Consider the following 19,009-nt stretch of genomic DNA (forward strand, 5'->3'; position numbering starts at 1 on the left):
CCAGGTGAAAAAAATCTTAGTGAATGCCTACTATAATTTAAATTTGGGTGATGATCTATTTTTAAAGGTTTTATTTGATCGATATCCGAATACACAATGGGACTTATTGACAAATAATAAAATGTATAATGAAATTTTTAGGTCTAATAAAAATGTTATGATACTTAGAACCATATCTGCCAAGATATTTGGACGTAATTTAGATCTTTTCTCCAAATTGAATGATTATGTCTTTAATTATAAGAAATACGATGCATTTGTTAATATAGGGGGCTCAATTTTTATGGAAAATAGAAATTGGAGAACTTCTATTAAAGAAAGATCGAACATTCCTAAAAGGTTCAAGAGTTCTAATAGACCTTCGTTTATTATTGGCTCGAATTTTGGACCTTATCAAGATGAATTATATGTTGAAAAGCATAAGGAATTTTTTAGTCTTTTCGATGATATTTGTTTTCGAGATGAGTATTCTTTTAATCTTTTCCAAAACCTACAAAATACAAGATTAGCTCCTGATGTAGTGTTTAGCTTAAATGAAAAATTCGAAAATACCATAAAGGAAAAAAGTGTTGGAATATCAATTATTGATTTAGAAAAAAGAGGGAAGCTGAAAGATTACAAAAAAGATTATAAAAATAAAATGATTCACATTATTGAAGCTTACATTAATAGAGGATACCAAATTAAACTATTTTCTTTCTGTGAAAATGAAGGAGATTTGAAAGCGATATCTGAAATCATTGATGAACTAAAAAAAAATTATAAAGAGTATGTGAAAGTAGTTAATTATAAAGGAGATATAAAGTCAATACTCGATGAGTTTAAGACATGTGAAACAATAGTTGGAACTCGATTCCACTCAATAATTCTAGCTTTGCTATTCAATCAAGATATATACCCACTAATTTATAGTGATAAAACATATAATATACTTCATGATATAAATATGACAAGCGTTTACTCATATATTGAAGATATCGATCGTCTAGATGTGGAGGAAACGATTGATCGAACACAAGATAATAAATTAATTAATAGAGAGATACTTTTTGAATCAGAAAGACAGTTTGAAGGGCTAGATAACTTTATTGAAAAACGATTTGCTTAATTGGAGGAAATTATGAAAAAAAAATTACTATTCGTAATTGAATCATTAGATGTAGCCGGTGCTGAAAAAAGTTTAGTTACATTATTATCTTTATTGGATTTCGACAAATTTGATGTAGATTTAAGATTATTTTCTTATGGTAATGAATTAGAAAAACTAGTTCCAAAAGAAGTAAACATATTACCTCCACTAAATTATACAACCTTTACTAATAAAGGTATGATAAATTCACTCTTATTTTCCATTAAAAGTAAAAACATTCAAATGTTTCTTTCTAGATTAAAGTATTCAGCGGCTATTCGAATAAAGAAATATCGTAATGCTCAAAAGGCTAGAATATATTGGCAGTCGGTCTCAAGAGTAATTGAAAATCAAAACAAAGAATATGATATAGCTATCAGCTATGCTCAAGGTGTCCCTACTTTTTTTGTAGCAGACAAGGTTAAAGCTAAAAAGAAATTTGCCTGGGTTAATGTTAGTTATCGTTTAGATGAGGCAGAAAAAAATTTTCAAATGAAATTTTATAAACACTACAATAAAGTTGTAGCTGTTTCGGATTCTACAAAAGAGGTATTCCTAAAAACCTTCCCATATTTACAGGATAAGATAAATGTAATCTATGATATCAATGATCCTATTCTAATATCAAATATGGCAAATTTAAAACAAAGTTATAAGGATAACTTTGATGGTATAAGAATACTAACAATTGGAAGGCTAGCTAATCAAAAAGGATATGATATTGCCATAGAAGCTTGTAAAAAGCTTAAAGAAACAGGGTTAAATTTTAAATGGTATGTTTTAGGGAAAGGTCCTATGGAAGAAGAATTAAAAAAAATGATATCAAATAATAATCTTAACGATCAGTTTATATTATTAGGGGTCAAGTCTAATCCTTACCCATATATTATTAATGCTGATATTTATGTGCAAACTTCAAGGTTTGAAGGTTTTGGATTAGCGATTGCTGAAGCACGAATGTTGAATATCCCAGTAGTAACTACGAAATTCGATGCTGTGTATAATCAAATGGTAGATGGAAAAAACGGCTTAGTTGTGGACATGGATGGAGAGAGTGTTTACAAGGGAATTATGAAATATATAGAAAAACCATTATTGAAGGAAAGCATCATAAATTATTTAAGAGAAGAGAAAAAAGGGAATATGGAAGAACTAGACAAATTCTATGAACTAATAAGTTAATAGAAGGTGAAATATTTTGAAGAAAAATGTCGTTTTTATGGTAATTAATATGAATATTGGTGGTACTGAAAAAGCGCTTCTTAATATGATTTCAGAAATGCCTAAGGAAAAATTCAATATAACTATACTTATGCTTGAATCGAAAGGAGGATTTTTAAACTATATACCTGATCACGTTAATGTTGAAGTGTTAAAAGGATATTCCACTATTAAAAAAATGTTAAATCAGCCAGCTAAAATTACTTCTATAAACTTATTGAAAAAAGGGAGGTTAATCAAAGCATTCTCTTTTTCTACGATATATTTGTTCACAAAAGTTTTCCGAGATAGGGATATCTTATTTAAATACTTAATGAAAAGTATTCATTATGACACAAAGCATTTTGATACAGCGATTGCTTATGCAGGTCCAGTAGACTTCATAAGCTTTTTTGTATTAGAAAAAATCAATGCTAAGAAGAAAATACAATGGATTCATTTCGATATTACGAAAGTTGGATTCGATCAAAGTTACATGAATAAAAAATATAAAATCTTTGATGAAATTAGAGTGGTTTCTAATGAAGCCAAACAAAAACTAATTGCTCAGGTTCCCATAATAAAAGAAAAAACAAATGTATATCTAAATAAAGTTTCCCCGACCTCAATTGAAAAGTTGTCTTTAATTGGACATGGTTTTGAAGACAGCTTTAATGGTATAAGAATTTTGACAGTTGGAAGATTATCCACGGAAAAGGGTCAAGATATTGCAATAAAGGCTCTAACAAAACTTATTAAACGGGGTTATAAAGTTAAATGGTACTGTTTGGGAGAAGGGGGTGCTAGAACATCATACGAAAAATTAATAGAAAAGTATCAGGTTGAAGATTATTTCGTACTATTAGGTGCAAATTCAAATCCATACCCTTACATGAAACAGTGTGATATATATGTTCAACCATCTAGGTATGAAGGATACTGTATTACAATTTTAGAAGCTAAAGTTTTGCAAAAACCAATTGTTACAACTAACGTCAATGGTGTCAAAGAACAAATAAATAATGGGAAAACTGGGTTGGTTACTGACATGGATGCTGATGAACTATTCCTGTCTGTTGAAAAGTTAATTAAGGATGCAAATTTACGAAATCAGCTAGTTGAAAACTTAGAATTTGAAAGGATCGTTCAGTCGCCCGAGGTAAGCAGGGCAACTAGTTTTTAAAGAGGGTTATTTATAAACAACATGATTTAATCCAAGCGGATAAGGGGAGGTTTTATGCCTGCAATAAGTATAGTGGTGCCTATTTATAATGTAGAATTTTACTTATCAGAATGTTTGGAATCAATTCTAAAACAAACATTTAATGATTTTGAATTGATTTTGGTAAATGATGGTTCTACAGATGGTTCGGGTATAATTTGTGACCGTTATGAAAATAAAGATAAGCGTGTAAAAGTAATACATCAAGTAAACAAAGGAGTATCTTCCGCTAGAAATAAAGGAATCAATGCTTCGGCAGGTGAATATATAGCTTTTGTTGATCCTGATGATACAGTTGAACCTACTATGTACGAAATATTATATACTGAAGCTATAAGTAATAATCTAGATTTAGTTGTTTGTCCAATAAAAACCATGAACTCATTCACTAATACTAACTCAGTCTCCTCAATATATGAGGGCAAGGAAGGTGTTCTTTTTCAAAAAGATATTAAATCTGAAATTATTCCTTCTTTTCTTAACAATAAAACACTTAGCCTAGTTTCCAGTGTAAATAAACTATATAAATCTTCATTGTTTAATTTAAATAAAATTAGATATGAAGAACACAAAAATCATAGCGAAGATCTTAGTTTGAATTTAAAAATTCTTCCATATGTAAAAAAAATGATTTATGTAAAAAAACCTCTTTATAACTATTACATTCGAAGAAATAATTCTTTAACCCAAACTTTTAGAGAAGATTTGTACAGCTATATAGAGGAAAATAGGAGATTAATGCTAGATACATGCTATAAGTATAGTAAGTATAATTTCATAAAAACAGTAAGAGGTCATTATGCAGGTGTTACACTAAATTTTTTACAAGAATTAATAGTTAGTCCACTTAATTTTAATAAGAAGCGAATCCTAGTAAAAATGATAGTCAATGATAAAGAATTTTTAGAAGATGTTAAGTATTATAATGCAAAATCTTTGTTCACTAAATTGCTTGTATCAATCTGCAAATTTAAGAGTGATTTGATGATAATCAGAGTAATCCAATTAAAGTTGAAATTTCAAAATTCAGTTTTTTCATTTTTAAAAAAGGCGTGATTAGTTTGAAGAATGACGTAATCAAAATATCCTCTTTATTCAATAAACGTGAGAAAAGTAAGTTCATAATACTATTTGCTATGATGATAGTTGCTGCTTTATTTGAAACAGTTGGAATAGGATTAGTTGTGCCATTTGTAGGTATTATAACATCTCCAGACCAAATTCAAGAAAAGGCAATACTGGCCTATCTTTATGATTTGTTTAAATTTGAATCAAACACTTCATTTATTATTTTCTCAGTAGGTATAGTACTTTCAGTATTTGTATTAAAAAATCTATATCTACTGTTTTTCCAATACTCCCAATATCGTGTAATTTTAAATCAACAGGTCAAATTATCGAGACAATTATTTGAAGAATATCTTAAAAAACCCTATACATTCCATTTGCAACGAAATACTGCCGATCTTCTAAGGAATGTAAATGGAGAAGTTCCAAAGGTGTTTCAAGGTATAATCATTTCAACTTTTCAACTCATTACTGAAATGCTAGTCATTTTGTGTATTTTAATTTTGTTATTCATTACATCCCCCATAGCAACATTAACAGCTTTCACCTTGTTAGGTGGGAGCGTTTTTATTTTCTTTAAATTCTTTCGAGAGATGATTTCTAATTTAGGTAAGGAGCAGCAGAGAGTCAGTGGAAAGATGATTAAATGGGTAAACCAAGGTTTAGGAGCTAGTAAGGTTGTAAAGGTTTCTGGAAAAGAGAAATTTTTTGTGGATGCTTATACAGGTCAAAGTCAAATTAAAGCAAATAATAGTAGGTCTATGAAGATGTTAGAGCAGGTCCCCCGTTTATTTATTGAGACGATGCTAGTTTCAGTTGTTTTGATAACTATGGTAGTTATTGTTCTACAAGAGAACAATACTGCTGAACTTATTTCTACTATGGCTTTGTTTGCAATGGCTGCTTTTAGGTTGATGCCCTCTATAACTCGCGTAGTAGCAATGATTACTACAATAAGATATAGCCAACCAGCTTTAAACGTAGTTTATAATGATCTGTTTTTAAATAGGGATGAAAATTCTAATGTTCCATTGAATATACAGAATAACGCGATTAATAAGGGTGAAAAATCATTTAAGAACTCGATCACATTAAAAAATGTATCTTTTCGATACCCAGATCAAGATGTTTATTCTGTGAAAGACGTTTCTTTGAATATACCTATTGGTCAATCAGTAGCGTTCATTGGTGAATCAGGTGCAGGAAAAACAACAGTTGTGGACATAATTCTTGGACTTTTCAAACCAGAGGAGGGTACTGTCAAGGTTGACGGTAAAAATATAAATCTTCAAAAAGCATTATGGCAACAAAAAATAGGATATATTCCACAATCTATTTACTTATCTGATGACACAATTAGAGGAAATATTGCTTTTGGATTTGAAAAATCACAGATAAGTGATGAAGAAGTATGGAGAGCTTTAGATCAAGCGCAGTTAAAGGAATTTGTAAGGGAACTTCCTGAGCAATTAGATACTGTAGTAGGAGAAAACGGAGTTAGACTATCAGGTGGTCAACGCCAGCGAATTGGAATAGCGAGAGCCCTTTATCATAATCCTGAAATATTGTTTATGGATGAGGCGACTTCAGCACTTGATAATGAGACGGAGAAGGAGATTATGAAAGCAATAGATGGGCTCAGAGGGGAAAAAACTCTGATTATCATTGCTCATAGATTAAGCACTATAGAGAATTGCGATATAGTTTTTAAAATGAAAAAAGGTGAACTATTTCAGGAAGAGAAAATAAAGAGAAGAACCATCGTGTAGTATTATTTTCTCTTGGAATCTCTTAGCGTTGTTGACTTGAAAATATATCACAGTAGGGGGATAGAAAATGAGGCATTTCAAAAAAATAGAAAGTAATAATTATAACTTAATAGATTATATGAATGGAATGGTAAATAGTAGAAATGGTAATAAAACCTATGAGGTCTTAGAGGGGATTATTAGAAACTATATAGAAACTAAATTAAATAACGAAAGAGACATAGAGCGAGAGACGTTAGTTAAAGTTATCCTTGGCTTTGTGGAAGGTAAAATCTCAAATAGTGTACTCAGATTTTATTTAATGAGCAAAGTTATGTTAACTGAAACAGAATTTATAGAATTACTTAATATTCTGTATGAATTTAAAGGTAAACAAACTAATGAAATAGATCCAATAACGTTATTTGAAAAGAATTACTCTCCAACAGTCAGTGTCATTATCCCTACGTTTAATAGAAAAGATTATTTGGTGCATACAGTGAATAGTCTTATGGAACAAGATTATCCGAATTTAGAGATAATAATTATTGATGATAATTCTACAGATGGTACTGAACTTTTAGTTAAGGAAATTTTTTATAAAGAAACTCGTATAACATACCATAAAAATAAAGATAATCTTGGCCCTGGTATAAATCGAAAAATTGGCTTTAAAGACCATTCTGCAGGAGAGTTTATTTTATTTTTAGATGATGACGATTATCTAATAGATTCAAATTACATCAGTAAATCTGTAAACTTTCATTACAATAATCCTAATGTTTCTTTTGTAGCAGCAAATGTATTTTATGAATACACAAAAACTAATCAATTTAAAGTCTCCCCTCTTAAACTAAATAGAATTACAAATGCACAAAACTATTTTTTGAACTTTGAGAAACCTAGCTTTCCTAAACCTGTTTCTACATTAACCTCACTTTTTAAAAGAAAATCATTAATTGATATGGGGATAGATGAAATGAATATGGTTAACGATGCCTCTATCTATTTACGTGCATTATTAGTAGGTGATGGTGGTTTTCTAGAAGATATTGTCGGCGTATATAGAGTGCATGGAAATAATATTACTTACAATCTAAGCGTCGATTTCATATTAGAAAACTTAAATGAGAAAATGATAATAAAAAAATTAGCAGTAGATCAATACGGATATGATGATGGAAAAATGAATATTTGGTTTGAACGAATAGCACGAAATACAATTTCATATTATCTATCAAATTCAGCTGAAAAAGTATCAGACTTTACAAATATGTATAAATGGAGCAAATATAATTGTCCTAGTATCTATAAGGAATTAAAAAGGAGTTATAGAAGTCATATATATAAGAAGCAATTAAAAAAATTACCTTTTGCTATAAAAACTTTCAGATACCTCAAATCATAGAACATTTTAATTTGATATAGATGTAGTAAATAAAAGTTGTTCATGGAAAGATCATCATATCATCATTAATACAGGGATTGTGGGTCTCCCTTTTGATCGTTTAATTAAGGCACTTACGCTATTGTAGAAATTGCCTGTTTTGGGATTGAGGCTTCGATCGTCCGAACGGATTTAACAAAAAGATAGCTCTTACTTCATGCTTCTTCAAAATAAATATTGTTAGTTTGCGAAGTTTAGATAAAGATAAATTAATTCATACGATAAATATCTAACCCTAATAAGTGTTTTGTCAATTTTCATTAGAAAAAATGAACTTGTCAATACAAAAAAGTATTCTGATGAAATACTACAAGCATATAGATATAATTGATTGTTGTTCACATCATGATGATTCAAAATCAGAAATGTGTGAGGAGGATTTTGGTGGAAGAAAATCCAAACGAAAGAAATGATCTTACTCGTCCTAATACTGGTAGTTCAGATAACAAGATATTAATTACTAATGAATGTAGTGATATTTCTTCCTTAGATTGGATAGAAGGATCAGAGCCAGTGGAGATTGAAGATAATCAACCACCCATTGAAGTTTCAAATATTTATGCTTCGAATGTCTCTAAGAATAGCTTGATTCTTAATTGGACGGCTAGTCCTTCTAGTGATCTTAAGCAATACAACGTGTATGAGAAAGGTAACTTCTTAGGTTATACATCTAAAACAAGTTTTTATGTATCTTCACTAAATGCAGGTTTAACTTACACTTTTACGATTAAGTCAGTGGATGATTCCAATAATGAATCAGTAGGAGAAAGCCTAACGGTTACAACACTTCCGCTTGAATATTACTTGAAAATGTCTGGAGTAGATAGTTATTTTGTAGCTCCATCCTCATTGCCAACTTATAACAAAGTCGTTTTTGAAGGATTAATTTCAGAAAAGAATAATGCTGACACATTTTACAAAGGCAGAACTGGGTATTCTATAATGTCAGGTGCAAAAAGAAATATAACTAAAATTGAAGTGAATGATGTAGAGCTAAATGGGAATTTAGGCAATGTTGTACCTATTGGTGAGGATAATAAGATTACTCATTTTCTTACAGAATTAGATAGTGGGAGATTTACTTTATTTGGGGAAAATAGTTCTAATTCGATACCTGGATATATATACAGAATCGCAGTTTATTTTAATGATCTTTTAATTGCTTATTATGATACCTCGAATGGCAATGTACTTGATCAGTCGGGAAATGGCCACCATGCATCTATTAACGGCTCACATGATTACGTAGAGATTGATTAGTATAGGAGTGTTTTAATGCTAGGAAGGATTAACCGGCTAAAAGATAATTGTGAGAACAAGTTTATTTATCCATTGACTGTTTCAAGAGCTGTTTATGTCAATGAAAGTCAAAACCTGCAAAGTAAATTATCAGAAATAGACAATAAATTTTCGAGCTTATCGTTTAAAGATATCACGGATATTAATTTCAGTAATGTGGAAGATCAAAGTAACTTATTATTTGAAGATGGAACATGGAAAGCTGTCCCTACTATAACAAATAGCTATTATTTGGACTTGAAAAGATGGAATATTTCAAATGATGGTCAGAATGCCTCAAACACTTCTCAGCAATTAAATGAAGCTCTAAAGTGGGCAAGTGAAAACGGATATGATGAATTTGTATTAAAAAATGGAACTTACTTGATAGACGAAAATGAGCCGATAAAGATTCCTAGTAGAATGACTTTTAATTTAGGGGGAGCAAAGTTACGTATTCAGGATAATGGGTTAGAAAGATATACCATCATTTTAGTTGATAATAAATCAGAGTATATTAGAATTACCAATGGTGAACTAGAAGGTGATCGTTATACTCACGATTATAATACCATTCAAGGAACTCATGAATGGGGTATGGGGATTACTGTAAAACACCATGCCAGATTCATTCATATTGACTTCATTCATGCTTATAATCTTACCGGTGATTGTATATATACCGAAGCCATACCAAATTTTATTAATATAAGAGCTTTTGATCAATGGGAGCAGGGAAGTATTAATCCTGATAATGGGATTTTAGTAGAGGATAATTCAAAAATTAGAAGTGATAATTATATATCAATACCAAGCAGCGCAATAAATGAATATGGATTCTTTAATGTATGTGGTAATAGCTTTGGTGACTTTGGCAGCGACATTCAAAGTGAAACATTTGATGTGATTTTTTACGATCAGAACAGCAACTTTGTTAGTGGTTTTACTACAGTAAAGGTGTTCGATGATATAGAAGTCCCACCATCTGCAACTAAGTTTAAACTTTCTTATTATCAATCCACTCTCCCGACTGACGAAAATGGCACAGCATTAAGTCTATGTATATCTTTATGTCCGCGGTACGTTTATGTCGAGAAATGTGACCTACACCATTCTAGGAGATGTGGAGTTGTTCCAACAGGCAAGAATTTATATATACGGGATAATAAAATTCACCATATTAGAGGGGTTGCTCCAGGTTGTGCAATTGATGTAGAAGATGGATACGGACTTAACCAAAATATTCGTATTTATAATAATCATTTATATGATACTAGAATCGGTGTGGCTTTTGTAAGTACTCAATATGTATATTTTATTGGGAACTATATGGAGAGGTTAGGACCCAGTACGGTTTGGGGGGAATGTCGACAAGTTCATATAAGTCAGAATATAATCAGAGCATCAGGATGGGATTTGCAAGGAGAGACTCTATTTCATGGTAATCACTTATTTCACTCATCTGTAAGTTCAAGAAAATCATCAAGGCACCTAGTGAGTGATAACAACTTTTATAATAGCTCGTTGAGTGTAGATAAAGATGTTCCATTTACTTCTATAATCAGTTCGAACTATTTTTACAGAGACAAGAAAAATATTGATGAAGAAATTAACCGGAGTGAATTTGATACTTATGGTAAACCACAAATCATTCTAGATAATCATTTTGATTTAGTAAGAGTATATAATTACTCAGATGAAAATGGCTGGGCATTTTCTAATAATATTTTTAAGTTGATAACAAATTCTCAAGCTATTACGATCGCTCCTGGTAATTATAAGAATTGTTATTTTGATTGTAGGAAATTGAGTTTGCCGCTGCAGTATCGGCTAAATAGCAGTAATTATAAATATGAATTCATGGGGTGTACTTTTATTGAAACACAATTTTTCGCTAGTTATGATCAACCGATGGAACTTTTAAGGTTTGACCAATGTGATATTTATAGTACTCAGAATCGATTTGTTTTTTTCAGAGACATGAACGGAACAATAGAATTTACAAGAAATAGATTTGTTATGACTCCTGAAAGTGAGACCCCAGAAACCATTATTTCATTTCTTTCCTCTAGGTTTACTTCTTGCGAAAAAATTTTTGTGAAAGGAAATACTTTTATTTCAAAAAGCATACCGATGCAAGCAATGACTTTAAGCGAGTATCCTGTACCAGATTTTCAATTTAGAGATAATACTTTAGATAATGTAACATTAATTCCAAATAACAAGCATGTAATTCTAGCTAATAATTATATCGATAAAATTAAAGATCCTTACTTTATTTTTTCACAAGAACCGACATCAGGTTACTTTAGGTATAGTCAAAAGTTAGAAGAAGCAACATTAACCCCAGGCGGATATATTGGTTGGATAGTAATCAAAGAAGGCACCGCTAATTCTGTAGGTTGGTTAGCTTCAACCGCATATTCATCAGGTACATTCATTAACGCTAATGGAAAAGTTTATAAAGCTGTTTCGTCTGGTACTACTTCTACCTCGCCACCTAATCATACATCAGGGACTGTTATTGATGGAACAGTCATTTGGGAATATGTTAGTGAAAAAGCTGTATTCAAACATTACGGTAAGATTGCAGAGTAATATGTTAAATATCAAAAAAGTGCACTGATATTTTCCGTGCACTTTTTTGATATTTAAACATATTCGCAGAATTTGCAAATAAAAATAGAAAAATAGGTAATTTCTATTGTGTTCTTTATAAAGATGTAGTATGTTCTTTATATAGAATAAATGGTGCTAATATAGTAAGACTCAGAAGTCTATAGTGTACGTCAGTTCTCTATTAAGAACTGACGATTCGTAGTTAATGAAAAGAGGGTCTTTATTTTGAGTGCTATTGTAGGGATTTATCATCCTAATAATCATCCAATAAATGAAATCCATAGTATTGAAATGCTAAGAGCTTTGGAAAAGTTTCCAGCTGATGACGTTCAAATATGGGAAAAACAAAATGTTTTCTTAGGTTGTCACGCTCAGTGGATCACACCGGAAGCAGTTGGTGAAAAACTTCCGTATTTTGACCAAGATCGAAAACTTGCAATTACAGCAGATGCCATCATTGATAACCGCAAAGAGTTATTTGATTTATTACAAGTTTCTAAGCCTTTAAGAATTAATATGCCAGATAGTAAGCTAATATTATTAGCCTATGAGAGATGGGGGAAAGACTCACCGCTATACTTAGTTGGTGACTTTGCTTTTATGATTTGGGATGAAAGAAAGGAACAACTTTTTGGAGCAAGAGATTTTTCTGGATCACGCACTCTTTATTATTATAAAGATGATACTACTTTTGCTTTTAGTACAACAATAGCTCCATTGTTTACTATTCCTTCTATAGAGAAAGCTCTAAATGAAGAATGGTTGGCTGAATTTATCTCAATTCCTGAAATGTTTAATTCAATTGATCTATATTCTACTGTGTATCAATCTATTAAACAGGTACCACCATCACATACAGTTACAATTACAAAATCCGGTATTTGTTTTTCTGAGTTTAATCATTTCTCCTCAATTAAGAAGTTAAGATTACAATCGAATGAAGAATATGAAGAAGCTTTTCGAGAAGTGTTTCAGGAAGCTGTTGACTCAAAAACAAGATCGTCTTCTGAAATTGGCGCACATCTAAGCGGAGGGCTTGATTCAGGAACAGTAGTAGGCTTTACTGCTAAATCATTAAAAAAAACAGGAAAGCCATTGCACACTTTTAGTTATGTTCCTCTTCATGAATTTACTGATTGGACGCCTAAAAGCAAAGTTGCTAATGAAAGACCATTCATCAAATCAACAGTCAATCATGTAGGCAACATAATAGATAACTATTATAGCTTTGAGACTAAAAGTCCTTTATCTGAAATTAATGATTGGTTGGACACAATGGAAATGCCTTATAAATTTTTTGAGAACTCCTATTGGATGTCTGGAATTTATGAAATGGCCAGCCAGCATGGTATTAAAATCTTGTTAAATGGGGCACGGGGAAACTACACGATTTCTTGGGGAAATGGAATTGATTATTATACTAAATTATTTAAACAGATCAGATGGATTCATCTTTTCAATGAAATAAATCAATATAAATATTTAAAGAGTACAGGCAATAAAGCTATCTTAATGAAAGTGGTAAAAAGGGCTTTTGCCAACTTAAATGGTGGGCTCAAACAATCCTCCCATTCCTCTTTTCCAGTAATTATTAATTCTGATTTTGCCAACCAAACTAAGGTATTAAAACTTCTTGAAAGTCAGGATATTGATCCTAGAGGTAATAGGGTTTTAAATACCTATAAAGCAAGAGAGAATCAATTCAAAAAGCTTTATTATTGGGGGAATGGTACCAGTAGCACTAAACTTTCTCTCAAATATTCTATATGGAATCGTGACCCTACTAACGATTTAAGAGTTGTGAAGTTTTGTTTATCTTTACCAGATTCTCAGTATGTGCAAAATGGTTTAGATCGTTCCTTGGTTCGAAGAGTGACCAAAAACCTTTTACCAGATGAAATACGTCTCAATACTAACTATCGTGGAGTTCAAGGCGCAGATGGAATTGATAGAATTGGGGATAATTGGAATAAATTGATGGAAGAACTAGATTGGGTAGTCAAAGATCCGGCCATTTCTAATTACTTAAACCAAGATATATTACAGAACTCTTTAGAAAAAATAAGGTATGAGCGTAAGTCGGAGCAAATATTCAACCCTAATTTTAAGGTACTAATGAGAAGTTTGATTCTATCAAGATTTATTAATCGAAATTTTGAAGGAGGTGATATAAATGAGTCGAAAAGATTGGATAGAACCAAAATTAGAAGAGTTGGACATTAGCTTGACTATGGCTGGTCCTGGATTACGTTATGTTGATGTTGAACAAAATGATCCTGACGAAGAAGACGCTGACCACTACAGTTAAACTAGTTATTTAGGCCCTTTTAGTAATTACATAAGGGCCTAAATAAATTATTAAATCATGGAGTTGAAAAGTTTTATGAAAACTTCAGTTGAAAACAAATATCAAGCATTTGGTTTGAATATAAAGAGTGAGGTTCTTTTACAAGAACTATTAGTTACTAAAGAAAAAAAAAGAAACATTGATGTATCAGTCCACATCCATGATCTAGAAGACTGCTGGGCAAGCGTGAATAATGGAAAAAAAACAGTTGTAAAAAAAGATTCACTTTTATTTAAAGTTAAAAATACAGGGATCTTTTTTATTGAAAAAGGTAACAAAATTTTAGTATCCCCTTTAGGTGATTTTGATCAAAAAAAGCTGAGTTTATACATTCTAGGAAGTTGTATCGGAGCCATCCTTCTACAAAGAAAAATCCTCCCCCTACACGGCAGCGCCATAGCCATCGACGGTAAGGCTTACGCCATAGTAGGGGATTCAGGAGCAGGAAAGTCTACGTTAGCTTCCGCTTTTCTCAAGAAAGGCTATCAATTACTTAGTGACGATGTGATCCCCGTCTCTTTTTCGGGTGAAGGAGTCCCTATGGTTACACCGGCGTATCCACAGCAAAAGCTCTGGCAGGAAAGCCTTGATCAATTTGAGATGAAAGCAAAAGATTATCAACCCATCTTTAACAGAGAAACAAAATTCAAGATTCCAGTTGAAGACAAATTTGCTGCTGAACCGCTCCCGCTTGCAGGCGTAATTGAATTATCTAAAACAGAAGAAGGACAAATTAAATTTGAACCAATTCAAAGCCTGGAACGATTAAGCACATTGTACAAGCACACGTATCGCAATTTTATCATTCCAAGAGCTGGTTTAACGGAGTGGCATTTCCAGACGTCTGCGAAAATTATCAGTCAAATCGAAATGCATAAGCTTCAACGGCCAGTTTCAACATTTTCTGCTCACGAATTAACCGACGTTATTTTATCTTCGATTTACAAGGAGGCTAACGTGATATGAGTAAGACGGCAGTATCGACTAAATGGATCAGTCAAAAAGAAGGAAACATCGTCAGTGATATGGATGGCGAGCGAGTTATGCTCAGCATAGAAAATGGTAAGTATTACAACCTCGGTGACCTGGGTGGCGAGATTTGGGATCTGATTGAAGAGCCTATCTCTTTGCAGCAATTAGTAGGAAGATTACTAGAGCAGTATGAAGTTGAAAAGAGCGTATGTGAAGCGCAGGTCCAACAATTCTTAACCCAGCTTCATCATGAAAACTTAATAGAAATTGAAGAGAAGACTTCAGGTTAACAATCGGTTAGGGAAGGAATTTATGGTATGAAAAAGCTGATGACTTTTTTGTCTATGGATACACAGATGAAGAAATTGTTGCTGGAGTCTTTTTATTATTTAGCCTGGGCTAGATTTCAGAAGCAGGGATCTTTTTCAAAGTTGTCTCCCACCTTAGGAGTCCATATGAAAGAGACCTCGTTTGAAAAGGACTTTGTGCATAAGGAAATGCTTTCTCAAATATCAAGTGCTTTGTATTTAATGAGCCGCTATACGTTTTGGGAAAGTCAGTGTCTTGTAAAGGCATTAGCTGCAATGAAAATGCTTGAGAAACGCAATATTGAAAGTACCTTATATTTAGGAACGGCTAGAGGTAAAGATGGTAAGATGGTTGCCCATGCCTGGCTTAGAAGCGGTTCGTTTTATGTCACTGGGTCAGAAGGGATAGAACGCTACACAGTGGTCGGGAAATTCGCCAAAATGGTTGGAGGTGGGAATGTATGAATCTCGATTTATCAGAAGTACCGAAGGAATTGCGCTTGATCATTGAACTTTTGAAGGCTGAGAATCATACCGATATTCGCAATATTCAATCGGAATGGTATCAAGGTATTGATTGGAAACTGTTTGTCAAACAAGCCTTTCACCACCGTGTGTATCCTATTCTCCATTCCAAAGCAGTGATGGTAGAAGAACGTTTCATGCCTGCCTCTGTGATTGAGCGTCTTTCATTTGAGTATAAACGGAATACGTTTCAAATGCTTCAATTAAGCGCTGAGATGCAGCATATTGGTCATTTGTTCACTAAAAACGGCTTGCGAACACTTTTTTTAAAAGGTCCGATGCTGGCCCAGGAACTTTACGGAGATGTGTCACTGCGGACCTCGGGAGATCTGGATCTCCTTATTCCAATAGATAGACTTGAAAAAGCAGAGGCGCTCTTAGAAAAGCAAGGATATGTGAAGGATGATTACATTCAAACGGTTTTAAATGATTGGAAGTGGAGGCATCATCACGTCACTTATTTTCACCCAAAGAAAAACATTAAAATTGAACTTCATTGGCGGTTAAACCCTGGCCCTGGCAAAGAGCCTCACTTTGAAAGTCTCTGGAGTCGTAAAACGAAATGCTCGATCACGAAATATCCTATTTATATGTTAGGCGCAGAGGACTTATTTTTATTTTTAGTTTCACATGGTGCCCGGCACGGCTGGTCCCGGTTAAGATGGCTCTTTGATATTCACCAGTTAATGAAGCAGGAACTTAACTGGGCGCAAGTAAATAAACTCCTTAAGAAATATCATTTTCAGGAAGAAGGAGCCCAGGCATGCATTTTATCTTCTGAACTATTAGCTTCTCCTATTTACAAGGAGATGAAGTTGACCAGGAAATCTAAGAAGCTTGCCCAACAAGCCGTGTATTACTTTGAATTTATGATTAATCTCCATAGTCTGCCTTTACCAGAAGAGGTTGCCATCTATCATAAGCGTCACTTATTTGCCTTAATGTCCTTGTCTCAAAAAGTGATATTTATTTTAAGTTTTCTACATCCATATCCGGAAGATGCTCAACTACTTCCTTTACCTAAACGCCTTCATTTTTTATATTTCCCTCTGCGTCCATTTCTGTGGGGATGGAGGAAGACAAGGAAACATGTATTAGCATAGGAGGACGGCATTTCATGAAACATGTCCTATACTTTTTAAAGCAAATTCATTCATATTCAGGGAAAGTTCTTTATGTGAACTTGATTGCAATGATGTTGATCGGCTTGCTCGAAGGGGTAGGCATCGTGCTTTTGATCCCTCTCATCAGTATCAGCGGAATTGTTGATTTTGGCTCAAAAGAATTACCCTTTATTGAATGGTTCCATTTTCTAGAACGCATCCCTCCAGAAATCGGTTTGCCCCTCATTTTAATGGTTTATGTAATCATTGTCATAGCCCAAAATTTATTACAGAGAAAAATTACAGTGCGTAATGCCATCATTCATCAAGGTTTTTTAAGGTATTTAAGACTCAAGACTTATGGGGCCTTATTACATGCGAATTGGAGTTTTTATCTTAAAAATAGAAAATCTGATTTAGTCAATATATTAATGACAGAAATCTCGAGGGCTGCAGGAGGTACACAGGCTTTTTTACAATTTGCGGCTTCGCTCGTTTCCACATTCATTCAAGTGGGACTTGCTTTTATCTTATCGCCTAACATTACGACGTTTGTCCTTGCTTGCGGGTTCATTCTTATCTTATTCAATCGTCAGTTCTTAAAAAAATCCTTGTCTCTTGGCAAGCGCAATTATGAATTAAATCGACAATATTATGCAGGTGTCACCGATCAAATAAGTGGCATCAAAGATGTGAAAAGCAATGCGTTAGAGGCTTCAAGAATGAATTGGGTCAAAGGTGTTACAAAAGGCATACAAGATGAACAAATTGAATTTACGAGATTAAAGGCAACTTCAAGGCTTTACTATAAGATGGCTTCTGCTGTATTGATTGCCGGATTCATTTATCTCGCGATCAACTTCTTTAATGCTCAAGCCGGTCAGCTCATGCTGGTGGTCGTTATCTTTTCGAGGTTATGGCCAAGGGTAACAGGAATTCAAGCTTCCATGGAACAAATTGCCCAGGTCATTCCATCCTTAAACGCAGTTGTTCAGATGCAGCAGGAATCTGAGGATAAAAGAGAATATAAGGATTTTTTACATGACACAAAAACGATGTCTGTAAAAGATTCGATTGAATGTAAAAATGTTTATTTCAAATACGAAAATAGTCAAGACTATGCGCTTAAGAAACTAAATATTAAAATGCCAGTTAACCAGATGACAGCTTTTGTAGGGAAATCTGGAGCCGGTAAAAGTACACTAATTGACCTATTGATGGGACTGAACCATGCTGAAATTGGAGAGGTACTGATCGATGGCAAATCTATTCAGGAGCACAACTTACATTCTGTTCGTAAAATGATTAGTTATGTACCGCAAGATCCTTTTCTATTTAATACGAGTATCCGTGAAAATCTGGAACTAGTTGACCCTGATGCTAGTGAAGAAAGTTTGTGGGAAGCACTCGAGTTTTCTTCTGCAGCAGAGTTTGTCAGCAAGCTGCCTCAAGGGTTGGATACGATTATTGGCGATCGTGGAATCAAGTTGTCGGGAGGGGAAAGGCAGCGTCTAGTGCTAGCCCGGGCTATTCTTAGAAAGCCATCCATTTTAATTTTAGACGAAGCGACAAGTGCGCTGGATACTGAAAATGAGAAGAAAATTCAACAGGCGATCGAGCGACTGAAAGGTAAGATGACGATTATTGTAATTGCTCACAGGCTATCTACGATCCGCAATGCTGATCAGGTAATTGTACTTGAGCAGGGGGAGGTTGTGCAGCAAGGTCAGTTCAATCAACTCGCTCAGGATAAGAAAAACATTTTTAGTCACTTATTGGGAAATCAAATGAAGGTCGTTCCTTAAATGAAAAAAATTTAGTTTTTTGTTCTTTATTAAGAATTAAGGAGGAGGATTTTAAAATGAAAAAGTTATACAGGAAACCTGAGGTTTTAGATCATCGTCCCATTCAGTTTGAAACATCCCAAAGCTGGAATAGAGGAAGAGGACCAGTATCTGGAGATCCGGGAAAGAGTAATGGGAAAAATTATCCGCATGATCCCTATAAGCCTAAAAAACCTCATCCTAATAAGTAACTATAAAC

16 protein-coding genes are annotated in these 19,009 nt (G+C 33.2%); all 16 read left to right on the plus strand.

Annotated features, from left to right (window positions below; genetic code table 11):
• Positions 1 to 4 precede the first annotated feature (4 nt).
• Entirely contained in the window at positions 5 to 1,108 is a 1,104-nt protein-coding gene (locus tag ACTWP7_RS01755) for a polysaccharide pyruvyl transferase family protein (RefSeq protein WP_443121783.1), read from the plus strand.
• A gap of 12 nt (positions 1,109 to 1,120) precedes the next feature.
• A complete protein-coding gene (locus tag ACTWP7_RS01760) occupies positions 1,121 to 2,311 on the plus strand; it encodes a glycosyltransferase (RefSeq protein WP_443121784.1) in 1,191 nt (396 codons plus the stop codon).
• Between the two features lie 16 nt (positions 2,312 to 2,327).
• The gene (locus tag ACTWP7_RS01765) at positions 2,328 to 3,512 is read left to right on the plus strand and encodes a glycosyltransferase (protein WP_443121785.1); all 1,185 of its coding nucleotides are present in this window, start codon (positions 2,328 to 2,330) and stop codon (positions 3,510 to 3,512) included.
• 54 nt (positions 3,513 to 3,566) lie between these two features.
• Positions 3,567 to 4,607 (plus strand): glycosyltransferase, encoded by a 1,041-nt coding sequence (locus tag ACTWP7_RS01770; RefSeq protein WP_443121786.1) that lies wholly within the window; start codon positions 3,567 to 3,569, stop codon positions 4,605 to 4,607.
• The gene (locus ACTWP7_RS01775) at positions 4,604 to 6,388 is read left to right on the plus strand and encodes an ABC transporter ATP-binding protein (RefSeq protein WP_443121787.1); all 1,785 of its coding nucleotides are present in this window, start codon (positions 4,604 to 4,606) and stop codon (positions 6,386 to 6,388) included. Before ACTWP7_RS01770 ends, ACTWP7_RS01775 begins: the two co-directional genes overlap by 4 nt.
• A gap of 67 nt (positions 6,389 to 6,455) precedes the next feature.
• On the plus strand, positions 6,456 to 7,775 hold the full coding sequence (locus ACTWP7_RS01780) for a glycosyltransferase family A protein (protein WP_443121788.1): 1,320 nt from the start codon (positions 6,456 to 6,458) through the stop codon (positions 7,773 to 7,775).
• 423 nt (positions 7,776 to 8,198) lie between these two features.
• The gene (locus tag ACTWP7_RS01785; protein ID WP_443121790.1) at positions 8,199 to 9,074 is read left to right on the plus strand and encodes a fibronectin type III domain-containing protein; all 876 of its coding nucleotides are present in this window, start codon (positions 8,199 to 8,201) and stop codon (positions 9,072 to 9,074) included.
• Between the two features lie 15 nt (positions 9,075 to 9,089).
• Positions 9,090 to 11,690, plus strand: a complete 2,601-nt coding sequence (locus ACTWP7_RS01790; RefSeq protein WP_443121791.1) for a hypothetical protein — start codon at positions 9,090 to 9,092, stop codon at positions 11,688 to 11,690.
• A gap of 246 nt (positions 11,691 to 11,936) precedes the next feature.
• Positions 11,937 to 13,934 carry an asparagine synthase-related protein gene (locus ACTWP7_RS01795; protein WP_443121792.1) on the plus strand — a complete coding sequence of 666 codons (1,998 nt, stop codon included), beginning with the start codon at positions 11,937 to 11,939 and terminating at the stop codon, positions 13,932 to 13,934.
• Complete coding sequence (locus ACTWP7_RS01800) at positions 13,924 to 14,019, plus strand: paeninodin family lasso peptide (RefSeq protein WP_443121793.1); 96 nt, start codon at positions 13,924 to 13,926, stop codon at positions 14,017 to 14,019. The genes ACTWP7_RS01795 and ACTWP7_RS01800 overlap by 11 nt, the downstream gene beginning before the upstream one ends.
• A gap of 57 nt (positions 14,020 to 14,076) precedes the next feature.
• Positions 14,077 to 15,024 (plus strand): aldolase, encoded by a 948-nt coding sequence (locus ACTWP7_RS01805; protein ID WP_443121794.1) that lies wholly within the window; start codon positions 14,077 to 14,079, stop codon positions 15,022 to 15,024.
• Entirely contained in the window at positions 15,021 to 15,320 is a 300-nt protein-coding gene (locus ACTWP7_RS01810; protein ID WP_443121795.1) for a lasso peptide biosynthesis PqqD family chaperone, read from the plus strand. The genes ACTWP7_RS01805 and ACTWP7_RS01810 overlap by 4 nt, the downstream gene beginning before the upstream one ends.
• Positions 15,321 to 15,347: 27 nt before the next feature.
• Positions 15,348 to 15,803 (plus strand): lasso peptide biosynthesis B2 protein, encoded by a 456-nt coding sequence (locus ACTWP7_RS01815; RefSeq protein ID WP_443121796.1) that lies wholly within the window; start codon positions 15,348 to 15,350, stop codon positions 15,801 to 15,803.
• Positions 15,800 to 16,966 (plus strand): nucleotidyltransferase domain-containing protein, encoded by a 1,167-nt coding sequence (locus ACTWP7_RS01820; protein WP_443121797.1) that lies wholly within the window; start codon positions 15,800 to 15,802, stop codon positions 16,964 to 16,966. Before ACTWP7_RS01815 ends, ACTWP7_RS01820 begins: the two co-directional genes overlap by 4 nt.
• 14 nt (positions 16,967 to 16,980) lie before the next feature.
• Positions 16,981 to 18,771 (plus strand): ABC transporter ATP-binding protein, encoded by a 1,791-nt coding sequence (locus ACTWP7_RS01825; RefSeq protein WP_443121798.1) that lies wholly within the window; start codon positions 16,981 to 16,983, stop codon positions 18,769 to 18,771.
• A 56-nt stretch (positions 18,772 to 18,827) separates the two neighbouring features.
• Positions 18,828 to 19,001, plus strand: coding sequence for a hypothetical protein (locus ACTWP7_RS01830; protein ID WP_158512346.1), 174 nt, complete (start codon positions 18,828 to 18,830; stop codon positions 18,999 to 19,001).
• The last annotated feature ends 8 nt before the right edge of the window (positions 19,002 to 19,009 follow it).

The organism is Halobacillus sp. B29, assembly GCF_052246755.1.
Taxonomy (GTDB): domain Bacteria; phylum Bacillota; class Bacilli; order Bacillales; family Halobacillaceae; genus Halobacillus; species Halobacillus halophilus.